The sequence below is a fragment of the Stenotrophomonas sp. YJH_SMC_58 genome (assembly GCF_059369635.1).
The window spans coordinates 126,189-140,169 of sequence record NZ_JCAFSW010000006.1 but is presented as its reverse complement, the minus strand read 5'-3'; the positions used below and the strand labels follow the sequence as shown (position 1 = coordinate 140,169).

Below are 13,981 nucleotides of genomic sequence, written 5' to 3'. Positions count from 1 at the left end.
CCCGCCCACACCACCCAGGAGCACGACCGATGAGCAGTTCCAACAAGACCCTGTCCCTGCTGACTGCTACCGCCCTGGCCGCCGGCCTGGGCATGACCGCCAGTGCCTCGGCCCTGAGCATGAGCGACCTCGCCCAGGGCTACCTGGTTGCCGGACAGGCAGCCAAGGCCAGTACCGACGCCAAGGCCGCCGACACCAAGATGGCCGCTGACGCGACCAAGCATGCCGAAGGCAAGTGTGGCACCGACGGCAAGACCGCCGAAGGCAAGTGCGGCGCCGACAAGGGCAAGGCTGCCGGCGCTGCGGCAGGCGCCAAGGCCACGTCCGGCGACAAGAAGGCGGCCGAAGGCAAGTGTGGCGAAGGCAAGTGCGGTGGCAAGCACTGACGTCCGCGCCAGCGTCGTCAGCCCGCGGTCGCCGCTTCGTGCGGCGGCCGCCGGGTTGGGGCTGCGCCGGGCGCTGTTGCAGGAGCTGCGTGATGCACCGGCGGGCGACTTCGATTTCCTCGAATGCGCGCCGGAGAACTGGATCCATGTCGGTGGTCCTGCCGGGGATGCACTGGCCGAGCTGGCACAGCGCCATCCGTTGAGCTGCCACGGCCTGTCGTTGTCGCTGGGCGGCAGCGCGCCACTGGATACGCAGCTGCTGGAACAGGTCGGCCAGTTCCTGGAAAAGCACCGCGTGCCGCTGTACAGCGAGCACCTGAGCTACTGCAGCGACGACGGCCACCTGTACGACCTGCTGCCGATTCCATTTACCGACGAAGCGGTGCGCCATACCGCCGCACGCATCGCCCGTGTGCAGGATCTGCTGGGTCGCCGCATCGCAGTGGAGAACGTGTCCTACTATCTGGCGCCGGAGCCGGCGATGGACGAGCTGGCCTTCACCAACGCCGTGCTCGCCGAGGCCGACTGCGACCTGCTGCTGGACGTCAACAACGTCTACGTCAACGCCTGCAACCACGGCTACGACGCCGACACCTTCATTGCCGGGCTGCCAGCAGAACGCATCGTCTGCCTGCACGTGGCCGGGCACCTGGACGAGGCACCGGACCTGAAGATCGATACCCATGGCAGTGCGGTGATCGACCCGGTCTGGGCCCTGCTGGCACGCACCTATGCGCGCATCGGCCCGCGCCCCACCCTGCTTGAGCGCGATTTCAACTTCCCGCCCTACGCCGAACTGCAGGGCGAGCTGCAGACCATCCGCCGCCTGCAGGCGACGCACGCCGGGAGCGCACATGGCTGATGCTCCCGACACGCTGCGCGCGCAGCAGCACGCATTCACTGCCCATCTGCGTGATCCACAGGGCGTGCCGCCACCGGCCGGGCTGGAATCACACCGGGTCGCGGTATACCAACGACTGCTGTTCAACAACCTGCTTGGCCTGTTGAGCAACGGCTTCCCGGTCTGCGTGCGCCTGCTCGGCGAACCGGCCTGGAGCGGACTGGTGCGCCAGTACTTCGCGACCCATCGCTGCCAGACACCGCTGTTCACCGAACTGGCCGCCGAATTCGTGCAGTGGCTGCAGGCGCAGCCACAGCTGCCGCATCCAGCGTTGGCCGAACTGGCCCACTACGAGTGGGTGGAAACCGCGCTGTACCAGCTGGATGCCGAACCGCTGCCGGCGCAGGACGACACCGACCCGGTTCGGGTGCCTCTGCAGCGCTCGCCGCTGGCATGGCCGCTGCTGTATCAGTGGCCGGTGCACCGGCTCGGCGCTGAGGACGCACCGACCGAGCCGCCGGCCGAGCCGACTGGCCTTCTGGTGCGCCGCGATGCCGACGGCGAGGTGCGATTCGCCACGCTCAGCCCTCTGGCGGTGTTCCTGCTGTCCAGCATCGGCGAACAGCCCGGCCTTGATGGTCAGGCCTACCTGCAGCGTCTGGCCGCCGCGCACGGCCTGGCCGAGGACGCGCTGGCCGGACCCGGCGCCGCGCTGCTGCGGCAGTTCCTGCAGGCCGGCGTGATCGGCCCGCTCACACCCCCTCCCTGACACACCTCATTCGCGGAGACCCCCTGATGAACCTTCCGATCCTGGCCACCGCGCGTGGCCAGCTGGACCGTCTCGCCCCCTGGTTGGCCCCGCTCGGCCTGCGCCTGCTGCTGGCCTGGGAGTACTTCGAATCCGGCCGCGAGAAACTGCACGGCCAGAACTGGTTCGCCGACCTGCAGGATGCCTTTCCGTTCCCGTTCGATCAGCTGCCGAGCACGCTGAACTGGCAGCTGGCGACCTGGTTCGAACTGGTCGGCGCGGCCTGCCTGCTGTTGGGTTTCGGTACGCGTTTCGCCGCCGCCAGCCTGCTGGTATTGACCGTGGTGGCCACCTACGCCGTGCACTGGCCGATGCAATGGGACTCGCTGGGTGACCTCGCGATGGGCTATGCGATCACTGACCAGGGCTTCGGCAACTTCAAGCTGCCGGTGCTGTTCATGGCGATGCTGCTGCCGTTGATTTTCAGCGGCGCCGGCAGGCTGAGCGTGGATGCGTGGTTGGCACGGTGGCAGCCATCGGGCACGACGGCACGGCCCGCAGTCCGGTAAATGGCGACCCTGGTCGGCGCGTTGTGTGCCAACCAAGGTTGGCACCTACCGGAATCGTGGGCGCGCGGTGCACCGGTGGGTGTCGACCTTGGTCGACACGCTCCTGCGCAGGGAATCCGTGCGCCACAGGCTGGCCGGGCGCTTGAGGCCGCTCTGATAGAATTCACGCATGAATGACCCCACTCCCGCACCTGCCGCCGCCTCCGATTCCGCAATCCCCCAGGCGCAGCGCGCGATGTCACAACGCTTCCGCGGCTTCCTGCCGGTGGTGGTGGACGTGGAAACCGGCGGCTTCGACAGCCAGCGCAACGCCCTGCTGGAAATCGCCGCGGTGCCGATCGAGATGGACGAGAACGGCCTGCTCTACCCCGGCCAGACCGCCAGTGCCCATGTGGTGCCGGCCGAGGGCCTGGAGATCGACCCGAAGTCGCTGGAAGTGACCGGCATCATCCTCGACCACCCGTTCCGGCTGGCCAAGGAAGAGAAGGCCGCACTGGACCACATCTTCACCCCGGTACGCGCGGCGATGAAGAAGTACGGCTGCCAGCGCGCGATCCTGGTCGGCCACAACGCCCATTTCGACCTGGGCTTCGTCAACGCCGCTGTGGCCCGGACCGGCCACAAGCGCAATCCGTTCCATCCGTTCAGCGTGTTCGACACCGTCACCCTGGCCGGCATCGCCTACGGGCAGACGGTGCTGGCGCGTGCAGCCACGGCCGCCGGGTTGGGCTGGGATGCGAACGAAGCACACAGCGCGGTGTATGACACCGAACAGACCGCACGATTGTTCTGCACCATCGCCAACGCCTGGCCGCGGTGAAGCGCCCAACGGCGGAGCCCCTCGTGGCGTGAAGCAAATCAGCGGTCGGGCCGGACAAGGTGGGTTCGCGGGGGACGCCGTGAACCCGTCCCTGGGGGCTTAGCCGCACTTCTCTGGTGGGTGCCGACCGTTGGTCGGCACCGCCGGTTGGTACGACAACACCAGTAGATCCACGCCATGCGTGGATGCGATCAACCAATACTCGTACGATCGCGGCCGTCGCTCTTGGCGCGGTACAGCGCGCGGTCGGCGCGCTGGTACAGCAGCGCCGGGGTGCGGTCATCGGCATCCAGTTCCACCAGGCCTGCGCTGAAGGTCACGCGCAGGCCCGCTACTCCGGCCCAGTCGGGGTGGTCATGGAACAGGCCACGCAGGCGCGCGCACAGCTGCGCGGCTTCTTCCAGGCGGGTGTCGTTGAGCAGCAGCGCGAACTCCTCGCCACCGGTGCGCGCGGGCAGGTCCGAGTCGCGGCAGGCCGCGGCGATCAGTCGGGCCACCTGCACCAGCACAGCATCGCCGATGCTGTGGCTGTGCCGGTCGTTGACGTCCTTGAAGTGGTCGATGTCCAGCACCACCAGGCACAGCGGGTGGCCGCTGCGCTGTGAGCGGGCGAAGTCGCGCGCCAGCGTTTCGTCGAAGGCACGGCGATTGGCCAGCCCGGTCAGCGCATCCTCGCGCGCCTGCCGCTCGAAGGCCTCGGCCTGCCGTGCAAGGCGCTCGGCCAGTTCGGTCTTTTCCTGGTTCAGCGCCTGCAGGTGCACGGTCTTGGCCTGCAGGTCGAAGGTTGCCTCGTCCACGCGCCGTGCCAGGCGCAGGTTGCTGGCCTTCAGCTGCTGCAGCAGCAGGCGGTACAGCACAACCAGCCCGGCCAGCAGCAGCAGCCCGCCCAGCATCTGCACGCTGCGGCGCTGCCACCAGAACGGCTCCACCGTGAAGCTCCACACGGCTTCCTGCTGGCCCCAGGCCCCGCCTGGATGCGCCGCCGACACGTGCAGGGTGTAGTCACCCGGAGGCAGGCCGACGAACTCGACGCTGCGCTGCGGGCCGCGCTCGACCCAGCCGGTGTCCAGGCCATCCAGCCGCGTGCGATAGCGGATCCGGTCCGACATCAGGTAACTCAGGCCCACATAGCTCACCGCCAGACGTCGGCCGCCGGGAATGTAGTTGCGATCCGGGCCCTCCCAATGCACGGGTGCGCCATCCACCTGCACGCTCTCGATCGCTGCCGGCGGTGATGGGCGCTCGCGGAAGCGCTGCAGGCGTTGCGGGTCGACGGTGCTCAGGCCTCCGGCGGTGACCACCCAGAAGGTGCCGTCCTGGCGCAGGATGGCCGATGGCCCGGAGCTGCCGTTGGCCTGCGCGTTGGCCATGCCGTCGATCTCGTTGTAGCGCTCCACCACTACGCGCGGTGCACGACCATCGGCCACGGCATTGAGGGTCGCCATGTCGGTGCGCAGCACGCCGCGGTTGCTGCTGATCCACACGTTGCCAAGACGATCCGGCACCAGCTGGAACACCGCATCCACCGGCATGCCCTGCTCCAGGCCGACGCGCGCCAGCTTTCCGTCGAGCCAACGGTACAGGCCGCGGTCGCTGCTGATCCACATCGCGTCGCCCAGCTGGTGGAAACCGAACACACTGCGGCCCCCGCCCATCGGTGCCAGGTCGATCGACTGCACGTGGTCGCCACGCAGCACGCGGATGCCCTCGATGGTGCCGATCCACAGGTTGCCCTGGTGGTCATGCTCAAGTGCGGTGATGAGGCCACCGGGCATGCCCGGGGCAGTCGACACCTGCACCCGGTCGCCGTCGATGCGTACCACGCCCTTCTGCGTACCCGCCCAGACCCTGCCCTGCGGATCGACACTGATCGCGCGGATGTTGCCACCCGGCATGCCGTCGGCTGCCGCATAGTTGTGGCGGAGACTGCCATCGCGGTCCAGCCGGTAAACGCCGTCGCCGAACGTACCCACCCACAGGTCGCCGTCCGGGCCCTGCGCCAGACTCAATACCGATGGCGCCTTGCCGCCGCGGTTGTGCAGGGGAACCGCGCGGAAGCGGCCATCGGGTGTCTGCAGGTCGAGACCACTGGCACTACCGACCCACAACTGGCGGTCGCGGTCCTCCAGCACCGTGCGCACATAGTCGCCACTGAGGCCATCGCGCTCGGTGTAGCTGCTGAACAGTGTTTCGCGCAGGCGGTACAGGCCACCGTTGGCCCCCACCCAGATGCTGCCTTCGGCATCCTCGCGCAGGCTGACCACGCGCCCGCCCGGCAGGTTCAGGCCGGCCGGCAATCGTTCCAGGCCATGCGCCGAGATCCGCAGCAGACCCTGGTTCTCGGTTCCCAGCCACAGGTCGCCGTGCCGGTCCTGCAGCATCGAGGTCATGTGCAGCTGTCCCGGCAGCCGGTGCACCAGCACCAGCTGATCGTCCTCCACGCGGTACAGGCGCTCGCCAGCGACGATCCACAGCGCGCCATCAGGAGCCCGGTACGGCCAGGACAGGCCGGTGCCGGCACCCAGGCCCCACGCCGCGGGCGCGCGCTTGAGCACGCCGTCGTTGTCGCGCAGCACCAGCCCGTCAAGCGTGCCAACCCAGACCCGGTCCTGCGCATCGACCACCAGCTTGGTGAAGCTCATCGCCATCGGCAGGTCGGCCGCCGGGGCCTGGTAGACGATGCCCTTGTCCGGGGTGAGATAGCCGATGCCCTTGCCTTCGTACAGCAGCCACAGGCGCCCCTGGCTGTCCATCTGCATGGACTGGATCAGCACCTGCGGGGTGCCGGCCTGATGCTCCCAGACCCGCCACTGGCCGTCGTTGCCACGATGGCTGACGTTACCGCGCGAATCACTGATCCACAGCCCTCCCTGCCGATCGACCAGCAGTGCGCCGATGCCGTTGTCGCGCAGCCCCGGGCGGGTGCTGCGGTCGAACACGGTGAAATCCAGGCCGTTGTAGCGGACCAGGCCTTCCCAGGTGGCAAACCACAGGTGCCCCTCGGGGGTCTGCGCGATATCGCGCAGGGAGTTGTGCGGCAGGCCATTGCGCGAGGTCCACACGTCGATGGCGTAGTCGCGCAGCGGCGGCGCGCCCTCCTGCGCGGCCAGCGGCAGCGGCAGCGCCAGCACCAGCAACAGCCACAGCAGACCGCGCTGCAGTGCCTGCCTGGCCTTCGAAACGCGGCGCTCCACCCAGCACCCGTTGTCCCCTGACCTGCCCATCAGCTCGGCGGCAGTGGCCGGTAGCAGCTGCAGGGCATGGCAGCAAGCGGGAACGACCGGGCAACGCGGAACGGCGTGCCGTCAGGAACGGGCTGACTCATCGGGGAGAAACTGGGGAGATGCGCAGATGATAGGCCAAACCCTGGCCCCGGCGTCATCGCGTGCGTCCGGCGGGACTCAGCCGGGCCGGCCAGGCGGCACCACCTGCGCACTGGCCGGCCACTGCACGACCGCCTCCAGACCGCCCTCGGCACGGTTGCGCAGCCACAGCCGCGCGCCATCCTTCTCGGCCAGGGCGCGCGCGATGGTCAGGCCCAGCCCGGCGCCGCCGGTTTCCCGCGAACGCGAGGTTTCCACCCGCACGAACGGGTCGAACACGGCCTCCAGCTGGTCTTCCGCCAGGCCCGGGCCGTCGTCGGACACCATCGCCGTGATCGTGCCGCCGCTGCGCTCCACCCGCACGCGCACGCGGTGGGCATACATCACGGCGTTATCCACCAGGTTGGAGAACAGCCGGTGCATGGCCAGCGGGCGCAACATCAGCACCGCACCGGTGCCGCCCTCGAAGACCACGTCGGCACCGCCCTCGGCGGCGTCTTCCACGATGCTTTCCAGCAGCGAATCCAGATCCAGCGCGGCGCGCTGCTCGGCGCTCTCGGCACTGCGGGCCAGCTCCAGGCCTTCGCGCACCAGTGCCTGCATCGCCGCCAGATCGCCGATCAGGCGCTCGCGCAGCACCTCGTCGCTGACGTTCTCCAGGCGCAGGCGCAGGCGGGTCAACGGGGTCTGCAGGTCATGGGTGATCGCCGCCAGCATCTGCGTGCGTTCGGCCAGGTGCCGCTGCAGGCGGTGCTGCATGGCATTGAAGGCCTCGGCGGCGCGCTGCACCTCGCGCGGCCCGCGCAACGGCAGTGGATCGCGCTGCAGATCGTCGCCGAGATCCTCCGCGGCTGCCGCCAGCTCCTGCAGCGGCGCACTGGCCATGCGCGCGACGATGTAGGCCAGCACCGCGATGGCCAGCACCAGCAGGGTCAGGAACCACGGGTCCACGGCCAGAATGCCGTTGTGGGCCACCGCCGGCGAATCCAGCGCCAGCTTCAACAGCGTACCGTCGTTGAGCGTCACATCGACCGCGCGGCACTTGGGCGGAATGAAGGCCGGATCGCGCTCACGCGGATGCCGCCGGTGCCCCGGCGGCGGTGGCGGCAGCAGATCCTGCAGCTTGGGAATGCAGGAACGGAACGAGGTGAAGTGCACATGCGCGCGCGACACCGGGCCGGGCCGGTCATCCAGGACTTCCATCAGTGCGGTATCCGCCCGCCCCAGGCGCGCGCCGGGCTGCAGCGCACGCACGCTGGGCCCACCGATCTCAAGCAGTCGCTCGCGCAGTTCTGGATTGCCATCGAGCAGGTTGACGTAGCCCTGCAGGCGGTCGGCGATGCGGTTCAGGTTCTGCCGCTCGAACTCCTGCTGGCGTTTGGAGGTGGCCAGCATGGTCGCGCCGATCGCAGCCACGCTCATGCCCAACAGCAGGATCACGAACAACCGCCCGACCATCGAGGACAGGAAATGGCGCAGGCGCTTCATGACGGCTTATTCCAGGTTCACCGAGGAGGCCAGCACGTAGCCTTCGTTGCGCACGGTCTTGATCAGGCCATCCGGCCCACCGTCATCGCCCAGCTTGTTGCGCAGGCGGCTGACCTGCAGGTCGATCGCGCGATCCTGCGCCTCGTAGTTGCGGCCGCTGCTGAGCGCGACCAGCTGTTCGCGCGACAGCACCTTGTTGGCATGGGCGATGAACACGCGCAGCAGGCGGAACTCGGCACCGGACAGCACCACCACGCGATCATCCGGATCGACCAGGTGGCGATGCTCCAGATCGAACACCCAGCGCGAGAAACGCGCACGGCGCACCGCCAGCGGCTCCAGGTTGGCCGGCAGCGCCTCGGTCCGGCGCAGCACGTTGCGGATGCGCGCCAGCAGCTCGCGCGGTTCGAACGGCTTGGCCAGGTAGTCGTCGGCGCCCATTTCCAGGCCGAGCACGCGGTCGATCGGCTCGGCGCGCGCGGTCAGCATGATCACCGGGGTGTTCGAGCGCGCACGCAGGTCGCGGCACAGGGTCAGGCCATCCTCGCGCGGCAGGTTGAGGTCGAGCACGATCAGGTCCACGTGCTCGCGGTCCAGCAGCTGGCGCATGGCGGTGCCATCGGCGGCGGTGCTCACCTGGTAACCGGCACGGCCGAGCTGCTCGGCCAGCAGGGTGCGGATGTCGTTGTCGTCGTCGACGATCAGCAGTCGATGCATCGTGTTTTCAGTCTCCATGTCGCGATCATCCCGTGTCGGCAGCTGAACCGCATCCGGGGCAATGCGTACCAGTGTATCCAGCCATGAGCGGGATACCTGTGGTTACGCGTATTCACCGACAGTGTTACATAGAGACATACCCCGAGGATTGAGCCGCCTGTCGCCCGGTCTTCACAATGCCCACCAACGCCGCCGCCGCGGCCCCGAGAGTGAAGCCACGACGTGACGTTCCGCCTGTTGCCCGCGACCCGCCGTGGTCGCCTGATACTGATCGCCCTGCTCGCCCTCATCGTGGCCGTCGCCGCCTGGTGGCTGCTGCGCAAACCCGCCGCCCCGGCGGTGGCGACCACGCCGGTCAGCCGCGGCGACATCGAGCAGACCGTGGAAGCCACCGGTGTGATCGACGCCTACAAGCTGGTCAGCGTGGGTGCCCAGGCCTCGGGCCAGATCAAGTCGCTGAAGGTGCAGCTGGGCGACACCGTGAAGGAAGGCGACCTGATCGCCGAGATCGACGCCACCACCCAGCAGAACCAGGTCCTCAACGCGCAGGCTTCGCTGGACCAGGTCACCGCCCAGCGTGCCGTGCAGCAGGCCACCCTGCGCCAGGCCGAACTGGAGTTCGCGCGCCAGCAGCAGATGCTGGCCGCCGAAGCCACCTCGCGCCAGGAATACGATGCCGCCGAGGCACAGCTGAAGACCGCCCGCGCCCAGCTGCAGTCCTACGAGGCGCAGATCAAGGGCCGCGAAACCGAACTGGGCACCGCCCGTGCCAACCTGGCCTACACCCGCATCACCGCGCCGATGGACGGCACCGTGGTGGCGGTGGTGGCCGAGGAAGGCCGCACCGTGAACGCCAACCAGACCGCGCCCACCATCGTGATGCTGGCGCGGCTGGACGTGGTCACCGTCAACGCAGAGATCTCCGAGGCCGACGTGGTCAAGATCAAGGCCGGCATGCCGGTGTACTTCACCACGCTGGGCGACCCGGACCGCAAGTACCACGCCACCCTGCGCCAGATCAATCCGGCACCGGCCTCGATCGCCAACGAGAATTCGTCCAGCTCCAGCAGTTCGTCCAGCTCCAGTTCCAGCAGCGCGGTCTACTACAACGCCCTGTTCGACGTGGAGAACCCGGACGGCACCCTGCGCATCGACATGACCGCGCAGGTCTCGGTACTGCTCAAGCAGGCCAAGGACGTGCTGATGGTGCCGGCGGTGGCGCTGGGACCGAAGCGCCGCGGCAACGAGCGCATGGTGCGGGTGCTGGACGACAAGGGCCAGCCGCAACCGCGCAAGGTCACCGTGGGCATCAACAACGGCGCCTCGGCCGAAATCCTGTCCGGGCTGAAGGAAGGCGAACGCGTGGTGGTGGGCGAAGCCGGTGCGGCCGGTGCCAGCGCCGGCGGCGGCAACCGCGGCGGCATGCAGATGCGGGTCGGCGGCCCGGGCATGGGTCCGCGCCGATGAGCACGAAGGCGCCGCTGCTGCGCCTGCGCGACCTGCGACGCGAATTCCCGGCTGGCGATGATGTGATCGCCGTCCTGCGCGACGTCAATCTCGACATCCACGCCGGCGAGATGGTGGCGATCGTCGGCCAGTCCGGCTCGGGCAAGTCGACGCTGATGAACATCCTCGGCTGTCTCGATCGCCCCACCCGTGGCAGCTACCAGGTGGCCGGCCGCGAAACCGGCAGGATGGCGCCGGATGAACTGGCCGAACTGCGCCGCGAGCATTTCGGCTTCATCTTCCAGCGCTACCACCTGCTGGGCGACCTGGATGCGCGCGGCAACGTGGAGGTACCGGCGGTGTATGCCGGCAGCCCCGGCCCGGTGCGCAACGCGCGTGCCGAGCAGCTGCTGCAGCGGCTGGGCCTGGGCGACCGCATGCACCACAAGCCGGGCCAGCTGTCCGGTGGCCAGCAGCAGCGCGTGTCGATCGCACGTGCGCTGATGAACGGCGGCGAGGTGATCCTGGCCGACGAACCGACCGGCGCGCTCGACACGAAATCCGGCGAGGAAGTGATGGCGATCCTCGGCGAGCTGCACGCCGAAGGCCACACCATCATCATCGTCACCCACGACATGAGCGTGGCCGAACACGCGCAGCGCATCATCGAAATCCGCGATGGCGAGATCATCGCCGACCGCACCAATCCGAACGCACCGACCTACCGCGCGCAGCGCGAGGCCAGCACCGGCGTGGCCCGCGGCAACAGCTGGCGGGCGGCCCGTGACCGCTTCACCGAAGCGTTCCGCATGGCCCTGCTGGCGATGAACGCACATCGGCTGCGCACCTTCCTGACCATGCTCGGCATCATCATCGGCATCGCCTCGGTGGTCTCGGTGGTGGCGCTGGGCAATGGCTCGCAGCAGCAGATCCTGCAGAACATCAGCGCGCTCGGCACCAACACCATCGACGTCTATCCCGGCCGTGGTTTCGGTGACATGCGCTCGGCGCGGGTACAGACGCTCAAGGCCAGCGATGCCGATGCACTGGCAAAGCAGAGCTACGTGGACAGCGCCACCCCCAGCGTGTCGACCTCGGTCACCGCGCGTTACCGCAACCAGTCCTCCACGGCCCAGGTCAGTGGCGTCGGCGAGCAGTTCTTCCGGGTCAAGGGCGTGACCCTGCTCAGCGGCAGCTTCTTCGATACCGACGCGGTGAAGGGCCTCGGCCAGGTGGCGGTGATCGACGAGAACACCCAGACCCAGTTCTTCCCCGATGTCGATCCGGTCGGCCAGGTGATCCTGCTCGGCAACGTACCGGCACGCGTGGTCGGCGTGGCCAAGCGCCAGAGCTTCGGCTTTGGTGGCAGCACCAGCCTCAGCGTGTGGGTGCCCTACACCACGGTGATGTCGCGCATGCTCGGCCAGAGCCACGTTTCCAGCATCACCGTGCGCGTGGACGACGACACGCCGATGGATGCGGCGCAGGAAGCGATCACCCGCCTGCTGACCCTGCGCCACGGCACCGAGGACTTCTTCCTCAGCAACAGCGCAGAGATCCGCCAGACCATCGAGCAGACCACGCGCACGATGACCCTGCTGATCGGCGCCATCGCCGCCATCGCGCTGCTGGTCGGCGGCATCGGCGTGATGAACATCATGCTGGTCTCGGTGACCGAGCGCACCCGCGAAATCGGCGTACGCATGGCGGTGGGGGCACGGCAGAGTGACATCCGCCAGCAGTTCCTGATCGAAGCGGTGCTGGTGTGCCTGCTCGGTGGTCTGCTCGGCATCGGCCTGGCCCTGCTGCTGGGCTCGATGATCGGCCGCTTCGCCAGTGACTTCCAGGTGCTGTTCTCCACCGCCTCGATCGTTGCCGCGTTCGCCTGCTCGACCCTGATCGGCGTGGCATTCGGCTTCCTGCCCGCGCGCAACGCCGCGCAGCTGGACCCGGTGGAGGCCCTGGCCCGCGAATGAAGATGATGACCCGACTGCCCTTCCCTGCTCCCTCGCGCCTGCTGCTGGTGGGCGCTGTTCTGCTCGCCCTCTCTGGCTGTGCATCAGTGGGCCGCTACCCGGTGCAGGCCCCCGACGTGGCGGCCAGCTACGGCCGTGGCGATGCCACCCTCAACGCACCGGCCGACGACCCGCGCAGCAGCCTGGATACACCGGGCCGCGATATCCGCCAGGACAGCTGGTGGACGGGCTTCGGCGATGAACGACTGAATCGCCTGGTGGCGCAGGCGCTGGCCGCCAACAGCGATCTGGCCGCCGCTGGCCTGGCCGTGCAGCGATCGCGCCTGCAGGCCGGCCTGGCCAGCAATGCGCTGTGGCCGCAGCCTTCGTCGTCCGGCGTCAGCGGCAATGCCAGCCGCGCCACCGATCAGGCCGACGACTGGCGCCGCAGCTATTCCACCGGCGTCTCGCTGGGCTGGGAGGTCGATCTTTGGGGCCGTCTGCGCACCCAGCGCGACATCGCCCGCTGGGAAGCCGAGGCCAGCGAGGAAGACCGGCAGAACACCGCGCTGCTGGTGATCGGCGACACCATCACCCAGTACTGGAACCTGGCCTATCTCAACCAGTCCATCGCCACCGGCCAGGCCAACCTGGAGCGGCTGGAGCGCACCCGCGACCTGGTGCAGGCCCGCTTCGACGCTGGTGCGGTATCGCGCCTGGAAGTGCGCCAGGCGCTGCAGAACCTGCAGTCGCAGCGTTCCTCGCAGAGCGCGCTGGAACAGCAGCGGGTGGAGGTGCGCAATGCATTGACCGTGCTGCTGGACGGCACGCCCTGGCCGCAGCAGGACGAACCGCAGGACCTGCTGGGCGCACGCAGCCCCGGGATCAACGAAGGCCTGCCGGCCGAGCTGCTCGGCCGCCGTCCCGACCTGCGCGCGGCCGAACTTCGCCTGCGCAACAGCCTGAAGACCATCAAGGTGACCGCTACCCAGTACTACCCGGCGCTGAGCCTGACCGGCAGCCTCGGCTCCAGTGCAACGTCGCTGGGTGACGTGCTGCGCAACCCGGTGGCCACGCTGGGCGCCGGCCTGTCGCTGCCGTTCCTCAACCTGCAGCGCGCGCAGCTGGATACCGACATCGCCGGCACCAGCTATCAGATCGCCGCGACCAATTTCCGCAAGACGCTGTACACCGCGCTGTCGGAAGTGGACAACGCGCTGTCGGCACGCGAGCAGCTGGCGCGCCAGGTGGCGGCCTCGCAGGCTTCGTATGACGAAGCGGTGGAAGTGGAGCGCGCGCAGGAAGTGCGCTACCGCGTAGGTGCCACCGACCTGCGCACCTGGCTGGAGGCCCAGCAGACCAGGCGTGATGCCGAGCTGTCGCTGGCGCGCGTGCGCCAGGGCCAGCTGAACAACGACGTCACCCTGTTCAAGGCACTGGGCGGCAGCGCGGGGTGAGGCGGCAAGAGCGCCAACCCAGGTTGGCGACTACCCGCTGGGTGTCGACCTTGGTCGACACGGCAACGATCCGGTAGGTGTCGACCTTGGTCGACACGGCAACGATCCGGTAGGTGTCGACCTTGGTCGACACGGCAACGATCCGGTAGGTGTCGACCTTGGTCGACACGGCAACGACCCGGTAGATGTCGACCTTGGTCGACACGGCACATGGAAAAGGGAACCGACCCC

The 13,981-nt window shown here is 68.5% G+C and carries 12 protein-coding genes; 8 read left to right on the top strand and 4 right to left on the bottom strand.

Going from position 1 to position 13,981, the window contains the following annotated elements:
• The first annotated feature begins 29 nt into the window (after window positions 1-29).
• From AC5P68_RS10210 to rnt, 5 genes are all read left to right on the top strand, one after another.
• On the top strand, window positions 30-386 hold the full coding sequence (locus AC5P68_RS10210) for a hypothetical protein (RefSeq protein ID WP_033834113.1): 357 nt from the start codon (window positions 30-32) through the stop codon (window positions 384-386).
• Window positions 373-1,248, top strand: a complete 876-nt coding sequence (locus AC5P68_RS10205) for an HvfB family MNIO-type RiPP peptide maturase (RefSeq protein WP_288419939.1) — start codon at window positions 373-375, stop codon at window positions 1,246-1,248. Before AC5P68_RS10210 ends, AC5P68_RS10205 begins: the two co-directional genes overlap by 14 nt.
• Entirely contained in the window at window positions 1,241-1,996 is a 756-nt protein-coding gene (locus AC5P68_RS10200) for an HvfC family RiPP maturation protein (RefSeq protein ID WP_288419941.1), read from the top strand. The genes AC5P68_RS10205 and AC5P68_RS10200 overlap by 8 nt, the downstream gene beginning before the upstream one ends.
• A gap of 26 nt (window positions 1,997-2,022) precedes the next feature.
• The gene (locus AC5P68_RS10195; protein WP_231522178.1) at window positions 2,023-2,544 is read left to right on the top strand and encodes an HvfX family Cu-binding RiPP maturation protein; all 522 of its coding nucleotides are present in this window, start codon (window positions 2,023-2,025) and stop codon (window positions 2,542-2,544) included.
• 169 nt (window positions 2,545-2,713) lie between these two features.
• On the top strand, window positions 2,714-3,364 hold the full coding sequence (gene rnt, locus AC5P68_RS10190) for a ribonuclease T (RefSeq protein ID WP_032965690.1): 651 nt from the start codon (window positions 2,714-2,716) through the stop codon (window positions 3,362-3,364).
• A 191-nt stretch (window positions 3,365-3,555) separates the two neighbouring features.
• Here the strand turns inward: rnt and AC5P68_RS10185 are convergent, their stop codons facing one another.
• From AC5P68_RS10185 to AC5P68_RS10175, 3 genes are all read right to left on the bottom strand, one after another.
• Complete coding sequence (locus AC5P68_RS10185) at window positions 3,556-6,588, bottom strand: ligand-binding sensor domain-containing diguanylate cyclase (RefSeq protein WP_049433551.1); 3,033 nt, start codon at window positions 6,586-6,588, stop codon at window positions 3,556-3,558.
• A gap of 177 nt (window positions 6,589-6,765) precedes the next feature.
• Window positions 6,766-8,175 carry an ATP-binding protein gene (locus tag AC5P68_RS10180; RefSeq protein ID WP_005408780.1) on the bottom strand — a complete coding sequence of 470 codons (1,410 nt, stop codon included), beginning with the start codon at window positions 8,173-8,175 and terminating at the stop codon, window positions 6,766-6,768.
• Between the two features lie 6 nt (window positions 8,176-8,181).
• Window positions 8,182-8,910, bottom strand: coding sequence for a response regulator (locus AC5P68_RS10175; protein ID WP_005408779.1), 729 nt, complete (start codon window positions 8,908-8,910; stop codon window positions 8,182-8,184).
• Window positions 8,911-9,114: 204 nt separating this feature from the next.
• Here AC5P68_RS10175 and AC5P68_RS10170 point away from each other — a divergent pair, with 204 nt between their 5' ends.
• From AC5P68_RS10170 to AC5P68_RS10160, 3 genes are read left to right on the top strand one after another with little or no spacing between them, the layout of a single operon-like run.
• Window positions 9,115-10,359, top strand: a complete 1,245-nt coding sequence (locus AC5P68_RS10170) for an efflux RND transporter periplasmic adaptor subunit (RefSeq protein WP_049402699.1) — start codon at window positions 9,115-9,117, stop codon at window positions 10,357-10,359.
• On the top strand, window positions 10,356-12,314 hold the full coding sequence (locus AC5P68_RS10165; RefSeq protein ID WP_005412764.1) for a MacB family efflux pump subunit: 1,959 nt from the start codon (window positions 10,356-10,358) through the stop codon (window positions 12,312-12,314). The genes AC5P68_RS10170 and AC5P68_RS10165 overlap by 4 nt, the downstream gene beginning before the upstream one ends.
• Window positions 12,311-13,750 (top strand): efflux transporter outer membrane subunit, encoded by a 1,440-nt coding sequence (locus AC5P68_RS10160; RefSeq protein WP_033834108.1) that lies wholly within the window; start codon window positions 12,311-12,313, stop codon window positions 13,748-13,750. The genes AC5P68_RS10165 and AC5P68_RS10160 overlap by 4 nt, the downstream gene beginning before the upstream one ends.
• Here the strand turns inward: AC5P68_RS10160 and AC5P68_RS10155 are convergent.
• On the bottom strand, window positions 13,722-13,955 hold the full coding sequence (locus AC5P68_RS10155; RefSeq protein WP_423373280.1) for a hypothetical protein: 234 nt from the start codon (window positions 13,953-13,955) through the stop codon (window positions 13,722-13,724). The two genes, AC5P68_RS10160 and AC5P68_RS10155, sit on opposite strands and share 29 nt — an antisense overlap.
• Window positions 13,956-13,981: the final 26 nt, after the last annotated feature.

Bases quoted from the DNA above. Each gene is read 5' to 3' on its own strand.
- AC5P68_RS10210 (WP_033834113.1), top strand. From the start codon at position 30: ATGAGCAGTTCCAACAAGACCCTGTCCCTGCTGACTGCTACCGCCCTG.
- AC5P68_RS10200 (WP_288419941.1), top strand. From the start codon at position 1,241: ATGGCTGATGCTCCCGACACGCTGCGCGCGCAGCAGCACGCATTCACT.
- AC5P68_RS10195 (WP_231522178.1), top strand. From the start codon at position 2,023: ATGAACCTTCCGATCCTGGCCACCGCGCGTGGCCAGCTGGACCGTCTC.
- rnt (WP_032965690.1), top strand. From the start codon at position 2,714: ATGAATGACCCCACTCCCGCACCTGCCGCCGCCTCCGATTCCGCAATC.
- AC5P68_RS10185 (WP_049433551.1), bottom strand. From the start codon at position 6,588: ATGGGCAGGTCAGGGGACAACGGGTGCTGGGTGGAGCGCCGCGTTTCG.
- AC5P68_RS10180 (WP_005408780.1), bottom strand. From the start codon at position 8,175: ATGAAGCGCCTGCGCCATTTCCTGTCCTCGATGGTCGGGCGGTTGTTC.
- AC5P68_RS10175 (WP_005408779.1), bottom strand. From the start codon at position 8,910: ATGGAGACTGAAAACACGATGCATCGACTGCTGATCGTCGACGACGAC.
- AC5P68_RS10165 (WP_005412764.1), top strand. From the start codon at position 10,356: ATGAGCACGAAGGCGCCGCTGCTGCGCCTGCGCGACCTGCGACGCGAA.
- AC5P68_RS10160 (WP_033834108.1), top strand. From the start codon at position 12,311: ATGAAGATGATGACCCGACTGCCCTTCCCTGCTCCCTCGCGCCTGCTG.